The organism is Catenulispora acidiphila DSM 44928, assembly GCF_000024025.1.
In the GTDB taxonomy this organism is placed as follows: Bacteria; Actinomycetota; Actinomycetes; order Streptomycetales; family Catenulisporaceae; genus Catenulispora; species Catenulispora acidiphila.
This window is the reverse complement of the sequence record NC_013131.1, coordinates 8425375-8442498: the sequence shown is the minus strand read 5'-3', so window position 1 is coordinate 8442498 and position 17124 is coordinate 8425375. Positions and strand designations below refer to the sequence as shown.

The window sequence follows — 17124 nt, the reverse complement described above, 5'->3', positions numbered from 1 at the left end:
CTCGCGCGGCTAGCGGATGACGTCCGTCGTCCAGTTCGCGGGGTCCGTGCCGAGCGAGGTCACCCGGTCCAGCAGGGCTTGCGGGCCGCCGATCGCCGTCAGCTCGGCGGGAACCTTCTTGGGGTAGGACACACAGATGGTCAAGCCCTTGGAGTCCTTGCAGACAGAATCCATATTCGGGTTCTGATTGCTTGAGTTCGCCGTATCGCCCACCGTGGACGCGTCGATGCTGACGATGTCTTCGAAGATCTGATTCGTCTCAGGGCCCAGGCGGTACATCATGTAGGCGGTGGCGACCCCGCTCTTGCGCATGACGCTGCCGCCTCTGAACGTGAAGCTCTGGGGGAGGGCTCCGGCGAGTTGGAAGGGCATCGGGACCGAGCGGTCCTCGTGGACCAGGCCGGCGGCCGCCTGGAGAACCTGCTCCTCCCAGTCCGCGCGAGCCTCGATGTTGTTGGCCGTCAGACTCGCCCACTGACCGCTTTTCAGCTGCAGGTCCAGGGTGGCCATCTGGCCGCCTCGGCCGTTGGTCGTGGTGATCCGGCCCTTTCCGTAGCCCTCCCAGTAGGCCTTGGCCGTCCCGGGCACCTTCACCGAGACCTTCTCGGTCGGGCCGCTGCCGCGGGGGTCCCCGTCGATGAGGATGGGAGCCTCCATGGGGATGAGTTGCAGTTGGAAGAGCGAGTTCTCGGATTCCAGTATCGCGCTCATCTGCTCGTCGGTCGTATCGACGCCGCCGTAGGCGACCATCCCCGAAGGCATGTAGCCGAACTGCCAGTGGGTGAGCACTGGATCGTGCGGATCCACGGTGAACGCGGCGCTCGCCGCCCCCGCGCGGTCCTGCACCCCGCTTCCCATCCCGGTCAGCGCGCCGACCGCCAGCGCGGTCACGGCCAGCACCGCGGTCCCGCCGCCGAGCGCCGCCATGCGCCGCCGCACCAGGCTGTTCCGTCCCTCGTGCAGGACGCGCTCGACGTCCATGGCGGGCGGTTGGCCGTCGTCCGCGATCATGCGCAGAGCCGTCGGCAGGGTTGTCGTCGGATACAGATCGTCGTTCATCGGGTGATCCCTTCGAGTTCGATCGCCGCCGCGGGCGCCAGGAGCACCCGCAGATTGGCCAGCGCCCGCGCCGTCTGGCTCTTGACGGTGCCCGTGGAACACCCGAGTACCTCGGCTGCTTCTTCGACCGACAGGTCGCAGTAGTAGCGCAGCACCACGGTCGCGCGCTGCCGCGGCGCCAACTTCGCCAGCGCGCCGCGCAGATCGAGGGAGGCGTCGGCGTCGAGTGCCGGCGCCTCCCGCTCGATCGTGCCGCGGTGCAGGAAGGTGAACCGGGACCAGGCGGACTGCTTCTCGTCGAGGAAGGCGTTGACCAGGATCCGCCGCGCGTAGGCGTCGATGTTCTCCACGCGCGACGCGCGGTTCCAGTGCCGGTACAGCCGGACGGCCGCGGTCTGGGCGAGGTCGTCGGCGCGGTGCCAGTCCCCGCAGAGCAGGTAGCCGACCCGGGTCAGCCATCCTGACCGTGCTCTGAGGTACTCGGTGAACTCGGCGTCACGGTCGGATCTCGCCATCGGCCCGGCCCTCCTTGCGTGTCCCGCCGACCGGTACAGGCGGCTCGGGTGGCGGCGGGACCCGGTGGCCCCGCTCGCTGACACCCACCTGACCGGGACGGCCGGGGAATCGGTTGCCTCGGCGCCGGCGATTTTCTTCCCGCCCTCAGCTCCCGACCCGGAACACCGGCCAGCACACCTCGGTCCGCCACCGCGTGACATCCGCGGTGTCGCGCTGCCCGACCAGGTAGTACTCGCGAATGGGACCCTGCACCGCCAGCGCGTGGCGCTCGACGTACGCCGCCAGCGCGCCGTAGGCCCGGTCGGACTCGATCGGCGGCCCGGCGTGCTCGATGACCGCGAGTTCGGCAGCCGGGACCTCGGCGGGACGGACCCGGCCCAGCGGCCGCACCGGACCTTCGCAGGGGACGAAGACGGTCGACTCGCCGTGGTGCGCGGTGAAGACCGCGTCGGTGAACAGACCGCCCGCCGGACCGGTCTGCGCCAGACCCTGGCCCGCGACGGTGGCGTACAGCTCGCCGAGCGCGCCCTGCATCCACGCGGCGCCGTCGGTCATCGCGACGGTCTCGGTGACCGCCGCGGCGTGGATCGCCGGCGCCTCCCGCAGCGTGATGTCGGGTACGGCGTCGGCCTCGCCGGGCGCCAGCAGATCGCGCAGGGAGGCGACGGCGCGCTGCGTCCGCCCCAGCTCCGCCTCCAGCCGGTTCAGATGCGCGGCGATGTGCTGGTTGCGGGTGTCCACGTCGGGCGCGTCCATCACCGTCCGGATCTCCTCCAGCGGCATACCCAGCTCCCGGAACCGTCGGATCACCTGAGCGGCGGGGATCTGACCGACGGTGTAGCGGCGGTAGCCGGTGACGGGATCGATGTCGGCCGGCTCCAGCAGCCCGACGTCGTGGTAGTGGCGGAGCGTCTTGACGGTCAGGTGCGTGGCGCGCGAGAAATCGCCGATGGAGAGGAACGAGCCCATGCCTTGATTGTGAGGCCTCCCCTTACTGGAGAGTCTTGCCGCCGCAAGGCGCTTGACCCTCCCGTGACCGGCGCCCACAGAGTCACGGCCATGACGAACACCACTGAGAACACCACGGTCGACGCCACCGAAGCCGCTGCCGTCGTGGACCGCTACATCGCCGTCTGGGCTGTCGCCGACGCGTCCGACCGCGCCAAGGCCGTCGCGAACCTGTGGTCCGACCATGGCATCGAGTACATCGAAGGCCAGCAATACATCGGCCACGCCGCCCTCACCGATCGGGTCGCCGAAGCCCACGAAGCCTTCGTCGCGAACGCCACCTACACCGCCACCGGCGGCGACGACGTCGCCGTCCACGCCGACATCGTCACCTTCACCATCCGCCTGGACCACGCCCAGGGTCCCGACGCCGGCGAGACCGCCTGGTCGGCAAGGGTGTTCCTGGTCCTGGACGCCGACGGCCGCGTGCGGGAGGACTACCAGCTGACGGTGAAGCCGCTGGCGGCGTAGCCGGCGTCCCTCGGCGCCGCCGCCCTGCCCGGCGTGGGCGTCTCGACAGGCGAAATCCCCGTTGAGACGCCCCCGTCCGGCCTAGGCTGGACCCATGACGGACCTGCAGACCGAAGTCCTGGACGCCGCCCGCCGCGCCAAGAAGGCCGCGGCCGACCTGGCGCAGCGACCGCGCGGTGAGAAGGACGCGGCGCTGCACGCCATGGCCGACGCGCTCGTCGCCCGCACCGCCGAGATCGTCGCCGCCAACGGCCGCGACACCGAGCGGGCTAGGGAGGGTGGCTCGCCGGCCGGCTACATCGACCGGCTGACGCTCACCGACAGCCGGGTCGCGGCGATCGCCGACGCGCTGCGCCAGCTCGCCTCGCTGCCCGACCCGGTCGGGGAGAGCGTGCGCGGGGGAGTGCTGCCCAACGGCATCGAGCTGCGGCAGGTGCGGGTGCCGCTCGGTGTGGTCGGGATCATCTACGAGGCGCGGCCCAACGTCACCGTCGACGCCGCCGGGATCTGCCTCAAGTCCGGGAACGCCGCCCTGCTGCGCGGCTCCAGTTCCGCCAAGGACTCCAACACCGTGCTGGTCGCCGTGATGCGGGACGCGCTGGCCACCGCCGGCTTCCCGGCCGACGCCGTGCAGCTGGTGCCCGGTGACTCCCATGAGGCAGTCACCCACCTGATGAACGCCCGCGGGCTGGTCGACGTGCTCATCCCGCGCGGCGGCGCCTCGCTGATCCGGTCCGTCGTGGACCACGCGCGGGTCCCGGTGATCGAGACCGGGACCGGCAACTGCCACGTCTACGTCGACGCCTCCGCCGACCTCGACCAGGCGCTGTCGATCCTGATCAACGCCAAGACCCAGCGCTACAGCGTCTGCAACGCCGCCGAGTCGCTGCTCGTGCACGCCGATGTCGCCGACGCCTTCCTGCCCAAGGCGCTCGCCGCGCTGGCGGACAGCGGTGTGACGGTGCACGGCGACAAGCGCGTGGCCGCCTTCTCCGCCGCCGTCGTGCCCGCCACCGACGCGGACTTCGCCGCGGAGTACGAGTCGCTGGACCTGTCGGCGGCCGTCGTGGACTCCCTGGACGCCGCCATCGAGCACGTCAACGCCTACAACACCGGCCACACCGACGTGATCGTCACCCGCGACCTGAACGCCGCGCGCGCCTTCCAGCTGCGCGTGGACGCCGCGGCGGTCGGCGTGAACGTCTCCACGCGCTTCACCGACGGCGGCGAGTTCGGGTTCGGCGCCGAGATCGGCATCTCGACGCAGAAGACCCACGCGCGCGGACCGATGGGGCTGCCGGAGCTCACCTCCACGAAGTACCTCATGGTCGGCGACGGTCAGATCCGCGAGTGAGGCGCGGCCCGAGGCGGTCCGGGCCTTCGAACCAGGTGTGCAACGCAGCGGGATCAAGTAGCCTTTCGCCCATCATGTCCGTGTCGCGGCCCGGGGGAAGTGGGCTGTGCCTTACAGGGTTTGGGGAAGGCCGCCGTGGCCGAGGACAAGAACCAGAACGCTGAGAACCCCAGTGACGCGCCGATACTCTCCGAGCAGGAGTGGGCCGAGTTCGAGCGCTCCTTCACCAAGGAGTCGACGAAGACCGCGACCTTCAAGGAGCCCTCGGCGCGCCAGCGCGAGCTGAGCGAGAAGTGGAAGCGCCAGCGTCCGCACGACGGCGGCTGGCGGGCCGACGGCACCCCGACCGACCTCGCCGACGCCCCCGCGCCGGTCCGGGACAAGAGCGCGCCGATCGACTACGGGACCGGACGGCGCCGGCGCTGGCGGCGGAACGTGGCGTGGGTCGTGCTCGCCGCGCTGGTCACCTCGGCGATCATCGGAGTGCCGCGGCTGTTCTCCTCCGCCAAGGGCGGGAACGATCGGAACCCGAACGTCCCGCCCGCCTCCGGTACGCCGGACGGTTCAGGCGCGGGAACCAGTGCGAGCGCCTCGGCGCCGGCTTCGGCCCGCGACGCCCTGCGCTTCTCGGTCGCAGGGCTCGACTACCAGCTGGTGATGCTCGCCCCCGAGCGCAGCCGCATCGCCTGACCGGCGCGCCGCCTGACCTACCGTCTGACTTCACCTGCCAGAACGCGAAGCAGCCCCGGCTCCCATCGGGAAACCGGGGCCGCTTCAGCGGAAACTCACCGCATCAGGGCTCAGAGTCAGCTACCTCAGCCCTCAGCCACCTCAGTCCTCAGCGTCCTCATCGGTGGCGCCCTCGGGACCGCGGCCCGGACCCCACTTCCGGTAGACCGTCTCGCCGATCCGGCTGCCGACCCCGGCGACCTCGTCGGCGAACCCGCGCACCTTCGTCAGCAGCGGGTCGGTGGTCTTCTCGAAGTTCTCCTTGTACTGGCTCGCTGCCGCCTTGGCCTCCTCGCGGACGCTGGCCTGCGGGTCGTCCTCGCGCCGCGGGTAGGTGCCGCCCATGACGCGCTGGTAGTCGCCGGCCTCGACCCAGCGGGTCAGCTCCAGCGCGCGGATCGAGGTGTAGGGGTGGGTGCGCTCGCGCAGGCTCATGATCTTCAGTATCGACTCGCGCAGACCGCCGCCGCCCTCGTGCTCGCGCGCCTGCTCCAGGAACGCGATCGGGTTCATCTCGGCCAGGTGCGAGCCGCCGGCCAGCTTCATCAGCGAGCGCATCGCGGCGTCCAGGTCCTGTTCGACCAGCAGGCCGGCCCGGTCGCAGGACAGCTCGGCCTTGCGGAACCACTCCAGCAGGGCGTTGATGAACATGTCGATGCCCCACTTGCCGATCGGCATCCACGCCAGCTTCGTGGCGAAGTTGGTCAGCCAGAACAGCATCGTGCGGTAGACGGCGTGCCCGGACAGCACGTGCCCGGCCTCGTGCCCGACGACGAAGCGCATCTCCTCTTCGTCCATCAGCTCGTACAGCCCGGTCGTGAGCACGATCGTCGGGCGGTCCATGCCGATGGTGAAGGCGTTGGGCACCGGGTTCTGGACGACGTACATCTCCGGCATGAAGCCGATGTCCAGGACGTCCACCGCGTCCTGCAGCATCGTCTGCAGCCGCGGGAACTGCAGGTCGCCGACCTTGACGCCGTCGGCCAGCAGCGAGAGGCGGATCTTGCGCTCGTCGATGAACCCGGACAGCTTGCGCAGCAGGATGTCGAAGCCGTCGATCTTGCGCAGCGCGACCAGCGCGGTGCGGTCCGCGGGATGCTCGTAGGCCCGGGAGCTGATGCCGGGGAACCGCTGGCGGCTCCGCTCCGGCGTGTTCTCAGAACCTTCGCGTTCCGGCATGCGGGAACCCCCTTGTAGATGTCTCTATAGCTCACAGTAGACCCGGCGGGGCCCTGTGCGGGGCGCTCCCGTGACCGCCGGCGGAGCTCTCAAAGTAGGACGCGTGGACCTGCTAGGGAGTTCCCTGAGGGCCGGGCGTACTGTGGATGCCATGCATGTCGTCTACTCGATCTTCCTGGCGGATCCCAGCCCGTTCCCCCAGGACAACGCGCCGCACACCGCCGGCTGGCTGCGGTGGTTCATCCTGGGCGCGGTGATCCTGGTCGCGCTGCTCGCATGGGCGTGTCTGCGCGGCTACCGGAGCCACGACTCAGAGGGCGAGTAGACGGGGAGTAGCCCGCGCGGCTGACGGGTGCCCGACTCCCGGGTACCCTGCCGGGATTCCGATACCCGGGACCCCCTATGCTGACCTCCATGTCCGCACTCGCCACCGCCACGCAGGCCGCGCACGTGTTCCTCGCCGAGGGGACCACGCCCGAGAAGACGCACGACGGCATCAACCCGCCGCTGAACGGCGCGATCGTGCTCGTGGTCCTGCTGATCCTGCTGTTCGTCACCACGCGCCTCAACAAGGATCGGTAGTCCCACCACCCCTGTCCGACCCGGTAGGGTGACGCGCCATGACCTCTCATCCGACGTCCGGACCGCAGGGCCCCGCGACGGCCCGCCGGCGCCGTACGCGGCTGGGCGTGATGGGCGGCACCTTCGATCCCGTGCACCACGGCCACCTGGTCGCGGCCAGCGAGGTCGCGAGCCTGTTCGGGCTCGACGAAGTGGTGTTCGTCCCGACCGGGGAGCCCTGGCAGAAGTCCGAGCGCCGGGTGTCCGCCGCCGAGGACCGGTACCTGATGACGGTGATCGCCACCGCCTCCAACCCCCGGTTCTCGGTGAGCCGCGTCGACATCGACCGCGGCGGGCCCACGTACACCATCGACACCCTGCGGGAGCTGTCGGCCGAGCGCGGTCCGGACACGGACATGTTCTTCATCACCGGTGCGGACGTGCTGGAGCAGATCTTCTCCTGGCACAACGCCAAGGAGCTGTTCGACCTCGCGCACTTCATCGGCGTCACCCGCCCCGGCCACCAGCTGGCCGACCCGGGTCTGCCGCCGGGGAAGGCCTCGCTGGTGGAGGTGCCGGCCATGGCGATCTCCTCCACCGGCTGCCGCGAGCGGGTCCGGCACGGGGAGCCGGTCTGGTATCTGGTGCCCGACGGCATCGTCCAGTACATCAACAAGCGGGGGCTCTACCGGGACACCCCTGGGACAGGGATGACATGAGCTGGCCGGGGGAGAACGATCCACCGACGAGCGGAGGCTCGGGGGGACGCGGCCGGCGGCGCCGGTCCGACAACCCTCCGGAGGACCCGTATCAGGCCTCCCAGGACCCCGCCGGCACCGGACGGCGCGGATCGGGGGAGTACGAGCGGCCACCGGAGTTCGTGGCGCGGGCCGAGCAGGAGGCCGCGGCGTACGACCAGTACTCCGGGTACGGGGAACCGGGTTACTACCAGGCAGACCAGTACCAAACGGATCAATATCAGCAGGATCCGTATCAACAGGGTGGGTACCAGCAGGGCGGCTACCAGCAGTACCAGGCCCAGGATCCTTACCAGGCGCAGTCGTACGGATACGGGAACGCTGCCTATCCCGACGCGCCGGCCCAGTACCAGAACCTAGACTCTTCGGGCTTTTATCAGCCCACCTATCAGGCGCCTGCTCCCGAAACGCAGCAGCCGCCGCCGCAGCTGCCGCCGTCGTCGTACGAGTACGACTCCTACGGCCAGGCGCAGGTTCCGGCCAGTTCGTACCAGCCGGCGCCGCCGTTGCCGCAGCAGCCCTCCTACGAGCAGCCTTCGTACGAGCAGCCTTCCTACGAACAGCCCTCGTACGACCAGCCTTCCTATGAGCAGCCTGCCGCCCCGCGCGTCTCGGCGTTCCCGACGATGCCGGAGCCGGTCGCCGGCTTCGTACCGGATCCCGAGCCGATGCCTGCGGCACAGTCGCCCTTTGAGACGCCGACGCGCCTGGTCGCCCCCGAGAGTGAGGCCGAAGCGGCCGACGGCTCCAGCGACACTGGCGACACTGGCGACACCGAGGGCGAGCTGACCAACTGGCTCCAGTTCGTCGGCACCGACGACCGCCGGGTCGAGCGCGCGCGGCGGCGCCGGATCCAGCTCATCGCGCTGGCCACAGTCCTGGCGTTGCTGGCCGTCGGCGGCGGCGCGTGGGCCCTGTTCAGCGGCGGCAGCAGCACGAAGGCCACCGAGACCACGGTGCTGTTCCAGGTCAAGGACCCCAACGGCAACGCGGTCGGCAACGTCGTGCTGGTCGCGGACAAGACCGAGGTGGCCGGCAAGAGCGACCCGGCCGGGCGCGGCGCGGCGGTGCTGATTCCTTCTGAGCTGAGCGTGGAGTCCGCCGCGCTGGACAGCCAGCCGTTCGGCGGTGCCATGCCGAGCAGCGCGCCGGCCGGCAAGGACGCCCTGACCTCGCTGCTCGGCGTGGACGTGGACGGCGTCTGGTCGATGGACGAGCTCACCTTCGCCGCGCTGCTGAACAGCCTGATCGGCGTCACCGTCACGGTGGACCCGGCCTCGGCCGCCGCGGTGCTCGGCCCGGACGGCAAGCCGCTCTTCCAGGCCGGGAGCGAGGACCTGACCGGCGACAAGGCCGCCTACTACGCCACCTACAAGCCCAAGGGCGAGGCGCCGGCCAAGCAGATGGCCCGCTTCGGCCAGGTCGTGCAGGGCATGCTGGCCAAGATGCCGCACTCGGCGAGCACCACCACCGCCGTGCTCAACAGCCTGGCCGCGGTCCCGGACCCGGCGCTGCCCAACGACCGGCTGGCCGCGATCCTGACCGCGCTCGGCGCCGAGGAGCAGGGCCACCGGTTCGCCGAGCAGCCGCTGCCGGTGCGCGCCGACGGCTCCGGGGTGATGGACCTGGACAAGGCGTCGGTCGTGGTCAAGACCCTGCTGGGCGGGGCGTCCACGGCCAAGGACAACGGCGGCCTGTCCCGGGTCTCGGTGGCCGACGGCACGGGCCGCGTGGACACCGTCTCCAGCCGCGCGATGGCCGAGTCCAAGCTCGTCGGCGGCGGCTACACGCCGATGGACCAGGGCGTCACGGCGCAGACGCCGACCACGTACGTGATGGTGCCGACCCAGGGCGCGACGTCGCTCGGCGACCAGATCGCGCTGGCGCTCGGGCTGCCGGACAGCGCGGTGCGGGTCACGCCGTTCGACAGCACGCTCACCGACGCCCGGGTGGTGCTGGGAGCGGACTGGACGCAGGTCGGGCAGGTACCGGCGGACCAGCCGACCAGCCCGAGCGGTCCGGCCGCGTCCTCGTCGTCCTCCGCGGCGGGCTGAGCGGCGGGCTGGAGCGGCGCGGAATCCCGGTCTGGCGCCCGGCCTGCGCATGAGATCCTGGTAACCGCCCAGAAAGCGTCCAGTCCACGAACGGAAGACCTTCATGACCGCAACCGACCGCGCCCGGGAGCTCGCCATCGCGGCGGCCCAGGCGGCGTCCGACAAAGTGGCCGACGACATCGTCGCGTACGACGTGAGCGACGTCTTCGTGATCACCGACGCCTTCGTCCTGGCCTCCGCCAACAGCGACCGCCAGGTGCGCGCGATCGTCGACGGCATCGAGGAGAAGCTGCTGGAGATCGGCGCCAAGCCGGCGCGGCGCGAGGGCGAGCAGGAGGGCCGCTGGGTCCTGCTGGACTACATCGACATCGTGGTGCACGTCCAGCACGCCGAGGAGCGGACGTACTACTCGCTCGAACGGCTGTGGAAGGACTGCCCGCTGATCGAGCTGCCGGACTCGGTGACCAACGGCCGCAGCGAGCGCCCGGCCGGCGCGGCGGTGCTCGCGGGCGAGAACGCGGCCGCGGACGCGGACCTGGACCTGGACACGGACGACGACCTGGACGCCGACCTGGACCTGGAGGATGACGAGGACGACGAGCCGGCCGGCGGTCCGGGCGCGTGAGCAGGGATCAGGACGAAGGAATAGGGGGCGGCGCCGTGGCTCCGGCGACTGTGGCGCCCACGGTCACCGCGTCCGCCCCGCGCGGCGAGGAACCGACCGAGACCGCCCCGTCCGGCATGGACCGCGCCGCGCACGTACACGGCGCACGCCAAGTCGTCCTGTGGCGCCACGGCCGCACCGCCTGGAACCTGGAGCGCCGCTTCCAAGGCCAGACCGACATCCCGCTGGACGACGTCGGCCTGGCCCAAGCCGAACGCGCCGCCCGCGTCCTGGCGGGCCTCGGTCCCAGCGTCATCGTCGCCTCCGACCTGATCCGCGCCACCCGCACCGCCGAAACCCTCGCCCGCCTCACCAACCTCCCGGTCACCCTCGACGAAGCCCTCCGCGAAACCTACGCAGGCCGCTGGCAAGGCCTCAACGACGACGAAATCGTCGCCCGCTACCCGGAGGAATTCGAAGCCTTCCGCCGAGGCGAACCCATCCGCCGAGGCGGCGGCGAACTAGAAGTCGAAGTAGCCGAACGCGTAGTCCCCGCCATCCTCCGAGCCCTGGAAAAGGTCCCCCCGGCCGGCACCCTGGTAGTAGCCACCCACGGCGGAGCCGCCCGCGTAGCCCTCGGCCGCATGATGGGCCTCCCCTACGAACTCTGGGGCGCCCTAGGCGGCCTCTCCAACTGCTGCTGGTCCATCCTCGGCGAAGCCCGCCGCGGCTGGCGCCTCCTGGAACACAACGCCGGCACACTTCTGGAGCCGGTCATCGGAGACGACGAGTAGGGAGCGCTGGCTCGGGCGCCGGGACGATCAGGCGGCTGGGCTGCGTACTCGGTGCGGCGGCTGGCTGGCTCGCGGCTGACACCACTGGGCGGCTGGCTCGTTGATCGGGCTAGCGCGGCGGCGGGGATGGGTTCGCTCTTGACATCGGGCGCCCCTGCTCGCGTCGCTAAGCGGCTGGCCTGGCGGCGCGGATGGGTTCGCTCTTGACATCGGGCGTCCCTGCTCGCGTCGCTAAGCGGCTGGCTCGGCGGCGCGGATGGGTTCGCTCTTGAGTCATCGGGCGCCCCTGCCCGCGTTGCTAAGCGGCTGGCTCGGCGGCGCGGATCGGTTGCCTGTCGGGGCATCAGGCGTCTGCTACCAGATACCTGCTCCCTGCCCACATCGCGGTCGGCGCAGGCCAATTCCCCTCGCGTCGCACTAGCGTCATCGGCATGCCGGCTCCTGAACTCCGCCCTGCCACGTCCGCCGATCTTGCTGCGGTTCTGGCCTTCTGGCAGGTGGCTGCCGAGGATGCGCATCGTCCCGCCGACAGTGTTCGGGCGGTCGAAGCCCTTGTCGCGCGAGATCCCGAGGCGTTGATTCTTGCCGTCGATGCGGACAGTGGCGAGCTGGTCGGGACCGTTGTCGCCGGTTGGGATGGCTGGCGCTGCCACCTCTATCGCCTCGCCGTGCATCCCGATCGGCGGCGTGCGGGTATTGGTCGGCTGCTGGTCGATGCTGCTGAGGCGCGCTTCCGTGCGCTCGGCGGTGCGCGTGCTGATGCCATGGTCCTTGATGAGAACGAGCTTGCGCATCGTGCCTGGCGTGCCGGTGGTTATGCGCCGCAGGGTGAGTGGTCGCGATGGGTCAAGCCGCTGTGAGGTGATTGCGGCTCTTTCGCCTCTTTCGCCTTTCCATACCGGTGGGGCAGGCTGGATTCGTGACGGTCGAGATCTTCCATCCCGAGACCTATGCCCACGCCGTCCCCTACGAGCGCTTCGCCGAGCTGCGTCGCGCCACGCCGGTGTGCTGGGTCGAGGAGCCGGCGGTGGGGGCGTGGCCGGCCGGGTCCGGGTACTGGGGTGTGTTCGCGCACGCCGACGTCAAGCGGGTGCTGCGTGATCCGCAGACCTTCTCCTCGCACCTCGGCGGCACGCAGATCCGCGATCCGGAGACCGCTGACGACCTCGGCTTCGTGCGCGCCATGATGCTGAATCAGGATCCGCCGGCGCAGTCTCGGCTCCGGCGGATCGTCGCCGCGGCGTTCACTCCGCGGGCGATTCGGCGGCTGGAGGAGACGATCGCCGAGCGGGCGCGCATGCTCGTGGACGCCGTCCTGCCCGCCGGACGTGCCGACTTCGTCGAGGTCGCCGCGGATCTGCCGGTGTGGACGCTCGCCCGCATCATGGGCGTGCCGGACGAGGACCGCCGGCTGCTCTACGACTGGGCCAATCGAGTGATCGGCTATCAGGACACGGACTACGCCGGACTGGGCACCGCCGACGCCGCCGCGCTCAGCCCGCTCGGCCGCGCGGCGCTGGCCGAACGCCCCGCCACGATGACCCGCCCCGACGGACGTCCGCTCAACCCCCGCTCCCGCGCCGGCCTCGCCGACATGTACGCGTACGCACACGGCCTCGCCGCCGAACCGCCGGCAGCCACCCCCGACACCCCCGGCATCGTCGGCCGCCTCCTCGCCGAAGGCCTCACCGACGCCGAGTTCGAGAACATGTTCTTCCTCTTCGCCGTCGCCGGAAACGAAACCCTCCGCAACGGCATCCCCGGCGCCCTCCTCACTCTTTTGCAGCACCCCGACCAGCTCGACCACCTGCGCCGGGACCCCGAAGCCCGCCTCGACACCGCCGTCGACGAACTCCTGCGCCACTGGCCGCCGGTCATACAGTTCCGCCGCACCGCGACCTGCGACGTCACCCTCGGCGGCCGCGAGATCCGCGCCGGCGACAAGGTCGTCGTCTACCACGCCTCGGCGAACCGCGACGAGACCGTCTTCCCCGACCCCGACCGCCTCGACCTGACCCGCACTCCGAACGACCACGTCACCTTCGGTTTCGGCCCGCACTACTGCCTCGGCGCGCACCTCGCCAAGACCCAGATGCGCGCGATGCTCGGCCAGGTCCTCACTCGAATGCCGCACATCCGCCCTGACGGCGATCCGGTCCGCCTGACCTCCAACTTCCAGAACGGCCTGAAGCACTTACCAGTCCGCTGGGACTGACGAGCGACCGGTGAAGCGACTGGTGAGCAGAGCCAAGTCAGGACACGCCGACCCTCAGCCCTCCTGCTCCCGCTCCCCGCGCCCAAGCCAAGCCTCCAACCGATCAACAAACGCAGCCTGCGCACTGTTGATCTTCACCCGAGCCTCCTCCGCCCCGAACCACTCGCCGCGGTCCACCTCCGGGAACTCCCGCATCACCCCCGACCGCGGCGGCCACTCGAGCGCGAACAAGTTGCTCACCAGCGTCGTCACGTCGAAGTCCGCCTCGACGCCCCACGCCGTGACCACCTTCCCGCTCTTCTGCCGCACCGACCCGAGCTCCACGAGATCCGTCGTGGCGACGACCGCCCCGGTCTCCTCCCGCAGCTCCCGCACGGCAGCGGCCAGCGCGTCCTCGTCGTCGGTGTACTCGCCCTTGGGAATCGACCACCACCCCGCGTCCCGCTTGGTGAACAGCGGCCCGCCGGGATGCACGAGCAGCACCCGCAGCTCCCCGCCCTCGATCCGGTACATCAGGATGCCCGCGCTCTGCTTCACCGCGGCACCTCCCCGAACGCGATCTCGCTGCCGTCCGGGTCGAGATAGGTGACCTTCCGAACCCCGTTCGCGTACGTCTCCTGCTTCGCCGCCTCCACCCCGCGCTCCGAGGCGCCGGACAGCACGGCATCCAAGTCCTCGACGATGAGCGTCTGCACCGCGTGGCCGGCGTGTTCGGGCCGCTCGACGATGTACAGCAGCCGCCCCTCCTCCAGCTGCCACACCGCCTCGGTCTCGTGCGGGTAGAACGTCGGCTCGGCGCCGAGCAGCGACCGATACCAGGCCAGCGCCGCGCCGAAGTCGCCGACGGCGACCCCCGCGAACAAGTTCAAGCTCACCGGATGGGTTCCTCCCGCGTCGAGGGCAGTCTGACCATTCAGTATCGGGCAGCGCACCCACACCCTCGCGGATCTCAGCCCTCGACCCCGCGCGTCTCAGCCCACGACCAGCACGATCTTCCCGCGCACATGGCCGTCCTCGCTCACTCGCTGCGCCTCGGCGACCTCGGCGAGCGGAAAACTCTGAGCCACCGGCAGCGAGAACCGCCCCGCCTCGATCAGCGGACCGACGTCGGCCAGCGCGTGCAGCGCACGCCCCGAATCGCCCCTGCTGAACCGCACCCCGTGCTCCTGCGCCCCGGCGAAGTCGGCGATCGTCAGGACATTCTCGGCGCCGCCGGCAAGCTCGATCAGCTCAGCCAACACCCCGCTCCCGGCGGCGTCGAGCGCCAGGTCGACCCCGTCGGGCGCCAGCGCACGCACCCGCTCGCTCATCCCCTCGCCATACGCGACAGGCTCGGCGCCGAGCGAGCGCAGGTAGTCGTGGTTCGCCGGACTCGCGGTCCCGATCACCCGTGCGCCCCGCACCACCGCGAGCTGAACCGACGCACTCCCGACGCCGCCGGACGCGCCGTTGATCAGCACCGTGCTGCCGTTCTTCACGCCGAGCTGATCCAGCGCACGCGTAGCGGTCTCGACGGCGGCCGGCAGCGCGGCGGCGCCGACGAAGTCGAGCGGCGCCGGGATCGGCGCGTAGTACGTCAGCACCGCCAACTCGGCCTGCGCCGCACCAGCCATGGAGAAGCCGACCACCCGATCGCCGACCGCCACGTCCTCGACCCCCGCGCCGACCTCGTCGACCACGCCGGCGGCCTCGTACCCGAGCGTCTGCGGAAGCTCCTCGTCCATCAGACCCCTGCGCTTCTTCCAGTCGCTCGGATTGACCCCGGCCGCCCGCACCGCGATCCGCACCTCGCCGGGTCCGGGATGCGGATCGGGCAGCTCGACGAGTTCCAGGACCTCCGGCCCTCCGAACCTGCTGAAACGAACGGCCTTCATCGTGTGCTCCGATCCTGGGTCTGTTCTGCTCTCATCCACGGCGCGAGCGCGAGGTCCGTCGCCTCGCCCAGCGCGCGGCGGAATTCGCGCGGGTCTTCGGGACGGCTAGAGCTGTCGGTTTCGTCGACGCCCTCGAGCAGGACCTGCAACGCACCCGTGATCGCGCCGATGAAAGCGCCGGTCACCGCAGCGGCTTTGACCTCGTCGAGGGTGTCCGGATACGCGGCGGCGAGGTGGCGCGCGATCTCCCGCTGCGCGTCCATCTGGACCTGCAACGTACGACCGCGAACGGCCGGCACGGTCCGCATCAGCTTCAGCCGCAGCACCGCCTGCGGGCTCGCCATCTCATCGCTCTTCTCGCCGACATCGCGCAGCGCGCGCAGCAGCACCTCCGCCGGCCCTTCCCGCGGGTCGCGCGCGGCGATGGCGTCGAGCGTGGACCGCACCCGGGCGTCGCTCTCCGGGAAGAGCAGGTCTTCCTTGCTCGCGAAGTAGTTGAAGAACGTCCGCGCGCCCACCTCGGCGGCCGCGGTGATGTCGGCGATCGTCGTCTGCTCGTAGCCGTTGCGGTCGAACAGGTCGAGCGCCGCGTCGATGAGGGCTTGGCGGACGCGCGCCCGCTTCCGGTCGCGCAGGGAGGGCGGTGGAGGCTGCGGAGGCAGTGGAGGCGGCGGGGGATCGGGCTCGGCGGTCACGGGACCAGTGTACGCAGTCACGGCAAAATTGCAGCCATTGCATTTTTGCAGTGACTGCACATATGCTCGCGGTATGACCGACGTTCTGATCTCCGGAGCCGGCATCGCCGGCTCGACCCTCGCCTACTGGCTGGCCCGCGCCGGGCTGAAGCCGACCGTCGTCGAGCGCTCGCAGGGCATGCGCTCCAGCGGCAATCCCGTGGACGTGCGCGGCCCGGCCGTCCCCGTCGTCGAGGCCATGGGCCTCACCCCGAAACTGCGCCAGGCGGCCACCGCGGCCACGGTGATGCGGCTCCTGGCGCCGTCCGGGCGGGCCGTCGCCCGGCTCGCCACCCCCGCCGGCCGCGCCGCGGGCAAAGGCGTCCGCGCCGAGGTCGAGATACCCCGGGCCGACCTCGCCTCGATCCTCTACGAGGCCGCGGAACCGCACGCCGAGTTCCTGTTCGACGACACGATCACCGCCCTGCACCCTGACGGCGACGGAGTCGACGTGGTCTTCGACCGCGCCGCCCCCCGCCGCTTCGATCTCGTGATCGGCGCCGACGGCCTGCATTCCACCGTCCGCCGCCTCGTCTTCGGGCCCGAGCGCGACTTCATCCACCACCTCGGCCTCTATGTCGCGACCCTTCCCCTCGGGCGCCCCGCCGACCGCGCGGACGAGATCGTGGTCTACAACACCCCCGGCCGCCTGGCCTCAGTGCACCCCGCACGCGGCTCCGCACTCGCCGCCTTCATCTTCCGCGGACCCACATCCGCCGACTTCGACCACCGCGACAGCGAAAGCCACCGCCGCATCGTCCTCGACGCCTACGCAGACGTCGGCTGGGAGGTCCCGCACCTGCTCGAGAAGCTGCGCGCGGCCGACGAGTTCTACTTCGACGCCGTCAGCGCGGTCAGGCTCGACACCTGGACACGCGGTCGCGTGAGCCTCGCCGGAGACGCGGCCTCCTGCGTCTCGCTACTCGGCGACGGCTCCAGCCTCGCCATCTCCGCCGCGCACACCCTCGCCGAATCGTTGTCGAGCCACCACGACATCGCCGACGCCCTGCGAGCGTACGAAAACGAGCACCGCAAGCTGGTGGCGCCGAAGCAGCGCACCGTCAGCCTCGCGGCGAGCTGGCTGGTCCCGAAGACCCGGCTCGGAATCAGCGCACGTAACCTCACGGCCAAGATGATGCCCAGCGGCCCGCGGACGCGATCGGAGTAGTCAGAGTAGTCCGCAAGAGGGCAACCATCTTCCCGGCATTCAGCAT

The 17124-nt window shown here is 70.7% G+C and carries 19 protein-coding genes and 1 pseudogene; 12 read left to right on the top strand and 8 right to left on the bottom strand.

Annotated features, from left to right (window positions below; translation table 11 throughout):
- Positions 1-9: 9 nt before the first annotated feature.
- From CACI_RS35970 to CACI_RS35960, 3 genes are all read right to left on the bottom strand, one after another.
- The gene (locus CACI_RS35970; protein ID WP_015795825.1) at positions 10-1059 is read right to left on the bottom strand and encodes a hypothetical protein; all 1050 of its coding nucleotides are present in this window, start codon (positions 1057-1059) and stop codon (positions 10-12) included.
- Positions 1056-1574, bottom strand: coding sequence for a SigE family RNA polymerase sigma factor (locus CACI_RS35965; protein WP_015795824.1), 519 nt, complete (start codon positions 1572-1574; stop codon positions 1056-1058). The genes CACI_RS35970 and CACI_RS35965 overlap by 4 nt, the downstream gene beginning before the upstream one ends.
- Before the next feature lie 145 nt (positions 1575-1719).
- The gene (locus CACI_RS35960) at positions 1720-2544 is read right to left on the bottom strand and encodes a MerR family transcriptional regulator (protein ID WP_015795823.1); all 825 of its coding nucleotides are present in this window, start codon (positions 2542-2544) and stop codon (positions 1720-1722) included.
- A gap of 90 nt (positions 2545-2634) precedes the next feature.
- Here CACI_RS35960 and CACI_RS46535 point away from each other — a divergent pair, with 90 nt between their 5' ends.
- The 3 genes from CACI_RS46535 to CACI_RS35945 all read left to right on the top strand — a co-directional run bounded on the left by CACI_RS46535 (position 2635) and on the right by CACI_RS35945 (position 5098).
- The gene (locus tag CACI_RS46535; protein ID WP_015795822.1) at positions 2635-3054 is read left to right on the top strand and encodes a hypothetical protein; all 420 of its coding nucleotides are present in this window, start codon (positions 2635-2637) and stop codon (positions 3052-3054) included.
- Between the two features lie 94 nt (positions 3055-3148).
- Positions 3149-4408 carry a glutamate-5-semialdehyde dehydrogenase gene (locus CACI_RS35950; RefSeq protein ID WP_015795821.1) on the top strand — a complete coding sequence of 420 codons (1260 nt, stop codon included), beginning with the start codon at positions 3149-3151 and terminating at the stop codon, positions 4406-4408.
- 135 nt (positions 4409-4543) lie between these two features.
- Entirely contained in the window at positions 4544-5098 is a 555-nt protein-coding gene (locus tag CACI_RS35945; protein WP_015795820.1) for a hypothetical protein, read from the top strand.
- Positions 5099-5239: 141 nt separating this feature from the next.
- Here CACI_RS35945 and CACI_RS35940 read toward each other — a convergent pair whose 3' ends face one another.
- Positions 5240-6316, bottom strand: a complete 1077-nt coding sequence (locus tag CACI_RS35940; RefSeq protein ID WP_015795819.1) for a M48 family metallopeptidase — start codon at positions 6314-6316, stop codon at positions 5240-5242.
- Positions 6317-6467: 151 nt separating this feature from the next.
- Between CACI_RS35940 and CACI_RS51710 the strand changes: the two genes are divergently transcribed.
- From CACI_RS51710 to CACI_RS35910, 8 genes and pseudogenes are all read left to right on the top strand, one after another.
- On the top strand, positions 6468-6641 hold the full coding sequence (locus CACI_RS51710) for a hypothetical protein (protein WP_190276673.1): 174 nt from the start codon (positions 6468-6470) through the stop codon (positions 6639-6641).
- 89 nt (positions 6642-6730) lie between these two features.
- Positions 6731-6898: a hypothetical protein gene (locus CACI_RS51705; protein WP_190276859.1), complete on the top strand. Its 168-nt coding sequence runs from the start codon at positions 6731-6733 to the stop codon at positions 6896-6898.
- Positions 6899-6936: 38 nt separating this feature from the next.
- A complete protein-coding gene (gene nadD / locus CACI_RS35930; RefSeq protein ID WP_015795816.1) occupies positions 6937-7596 on the top strand; it encodes a nicotinate-nucleotide adenylyltransferase in 660 nt (219 codons plus the stop codon).
- Positions 7593-9689 carry a LytR C-terminal domain-containing protein gene (locus CACI_RS35925; protein WP_015795815.1) on the top strand — a complete coding sequence of 699 codons (2097 nt, stop codon included), beginning with the start codon at positions 7593-7595 and terminating at the stop codon, positions 9687-9689. Before nadD ends, CACI_RS35925 begins: the two co-directional genes overlap by 4 nt.
- A 103-nt stretch (positions 9690-9792) precedes the next feature.
- Positions 9793-10221, top strand: a pseudogene (rsfS, locus tag CACI_RS35920) (ribosome silencing factor); the annotation flags it as partial.
- A gap of 209 nt (positions 10222-10430) precedes the next feature.
- On the top strand, positions 10431-11087 hold the full coding sequence (locus CACI_RS35915) for a histidine phosphatase family protein (RefSeq protein ID WP_015795813.1): 657 nt from the start codon (positions 10431-10433) through the stop codon (positions 11085-11087).
- 431 nt (positions 11088-11518) lie between these two features.
- On the top strand, positions 11519-11947 hold the full coding sequence (locus tag CACI_RS48575; protein WP_015795812.1) for a GNAT family N-acetyltransferase: 429 nt from the start codon (positions 11519-11521) through the stop codon (positions 11945-11947).
- A gap of 59 nt (positions 11948-12006) precedes the next feature.
- Positions 12007-13302: a cytochrome P450 gene (locus tag CACI_RS35910; RefSeq protein ID WP_015795811.1), complete on the top strand. Its 1296-nt coding sequence runs from the start codon at positions 12007-12009 to the stop codon at positions 13300-13302.
- Between the two features lie 54 nt (positions 13303-13356).
- On the opposite strand, the gene CACI_RS35905 is transcribed toward CACI_RS35910, so the two are convergent.
- The 4 genes from CACI_RS35905 to CACI_RS35890 form a co-directional block, all read right to left on the bottom strand.
- Complete coding sequence (locus CACI_RS35905) at positions 13357-13839, bottom strand: NUDIX domain-containing protein (RefSeq protein WP_015795810.1); 483 nt, start codon at positions 13837-13839, stop codon at positions 13357-13359.
- The gene (locus CACI_RS35900; protein ID WP_015795809.1) at positions 13836-14177 is read right to left on the bottom strand and encodes a VOC family protein; all 342 of its coding nucleotides are present in this window, start codon (positions 14175-14177) and stop codon (positions 13836-13838) included. Before CACI_RS35900 ends, CACI_RS35905 begins: the two co-directional genes overlap by 4 nt.
- 96 nt (positions 14178-14273) lie before the next feature.
- Positions 14274-15176: an NADP-dependent oxidoreductase gene (locus CACI_RS35895; RefSeq protein WP_015795808.1), complete on the bottom strand. Its 903-nt coding sequence runs from the start codon at positions 15174-15176 to the stop codon at positions 14274-14276.
- Positions 15173-15871 (bottom strand): TetR/AcrR family transcriptional regulator, encoded by a 699-nt coding sequence (locus tag CACI_RS35890; protein WP_223297347.1) that lies wholly within the window; start codon positions 15869-15871, stop codon positions 15173-15175. The genes CACI_RS35895 and CACI_RS35890 overlap by 4 nt, the downstream gene beginning before the upstream one ends.
- A gap of 73 nt (positions 15872-15944) precedes the next feature.
- Here CACI_RS35890 and CACI_RS35885 point away from each other — a divergent pair, with 73 nt between their 5' ends.
- On the top strand, positions 15945-17078 hold the full coding sequence (locus tag CACI_RS35885) for an FAD-dependent oxidoreductase (RefSeq protein ID WP_015795806.1): 1134 nt from the start codon (positions 15945-15947) through the stop codon (positions 17076-17078).
- Positions 17079-17124 lie beyond the last annotated feature (46 nt).

Coding starts and splice junctions, on each gene's coding strand:
- CACI_RS35970 (WP_015795825.1), bottom strand. CDS start 1,059: ATGAACGACGATCTGTATCCGACGACAACCCTGCCGACGGCTCTGCGC.
- CACI_RS35965 (WP_015795824.1), bottom strand. CDS start 1,574: ATGGCGAGATCCGACCGTGACGCCGAGTTCACCGAGTACCTCAGAGCA.
- CACI_RS35960 (WP_015795823.1), bottom strand. CDS start 2,544: ATGGGCTCGTTCCTCTCCATCGGCGATTTCTCGCGCGCCACGCACCTG.
- CACI_RS46535 (WP_015795822.1), top strand. CDS start 2,635: ATGACGAACACCACTGAGAACACCACGGTCGACGCCACCGAAGCCGCT.
- CACI_RS35950 (WP_015795821.1), top strand. CDS start 3,149: ATGACGGACCTGCAGACCGAAGTCCTGGACGCCGCCCGCCGCGCCAAG.
- CACI_RS35940 (WP_015795819.1), bottom strand. CDS start 6,316: ATGCCGGAACGCGAAGGTTCTGAGAACACGCCGGAGCGGAGCCGCCAG.
- CACI_RS51710 (WP_190276673.1), top strand. CDS start 6,468: ATGCATGTCGTCTACTCGATCTTCCTGGCGGATCCCAGCCCGTTCCCC.
- CACI_RS51705 (WP_190276859.1), top strand. CDS start 6,731: ATGTCCGCACTCGCCACCGCCACGCAGGCCGCGCACGTGTTCCTCGCC.
- nadD (WP_015795816.1), top strand. CDS start 6,937: ATGACCTCTCATCCGACGTCCGGACCGCAGGGCCCCGCGACGGCCCGC.
- CACI_RS35925 (WP_015795815.1), top strand. CDS start 7,593: ATGAGCTGGCCGGGGGAGAACGATCCACCGACGAGCGGAGGCTCGGGG.
- CACI_RS35915 (WP_015795813.1), top strand. CDS start 10,431: ATGGACCGCGCCGCGCACGTACACGGCGCACGCCAAGTCGTCCTGTGG.
- CACI_RS48575 (WP_015795812.1), top strand. CDS start 11,519: ATGCCGGCTCCTGAACTCCGCCCTGCCACGTCCGCCGATCTTGCTGCG.
- CACI_RS35895 (WP_015795808.1), bottom strand. CDS start 15,176: ATGAAGGCCGTTCGTTTCAGCAGGTTCGGAGGGCCGGAGGTCCTGGAA.
- CACI_RS35885 (WP_015795806.1), top strand. CDS start 15,945: ATGACCGACGTTCTGATCTCCGGAGCCGGCATCGCCGGCTCGACCCTC.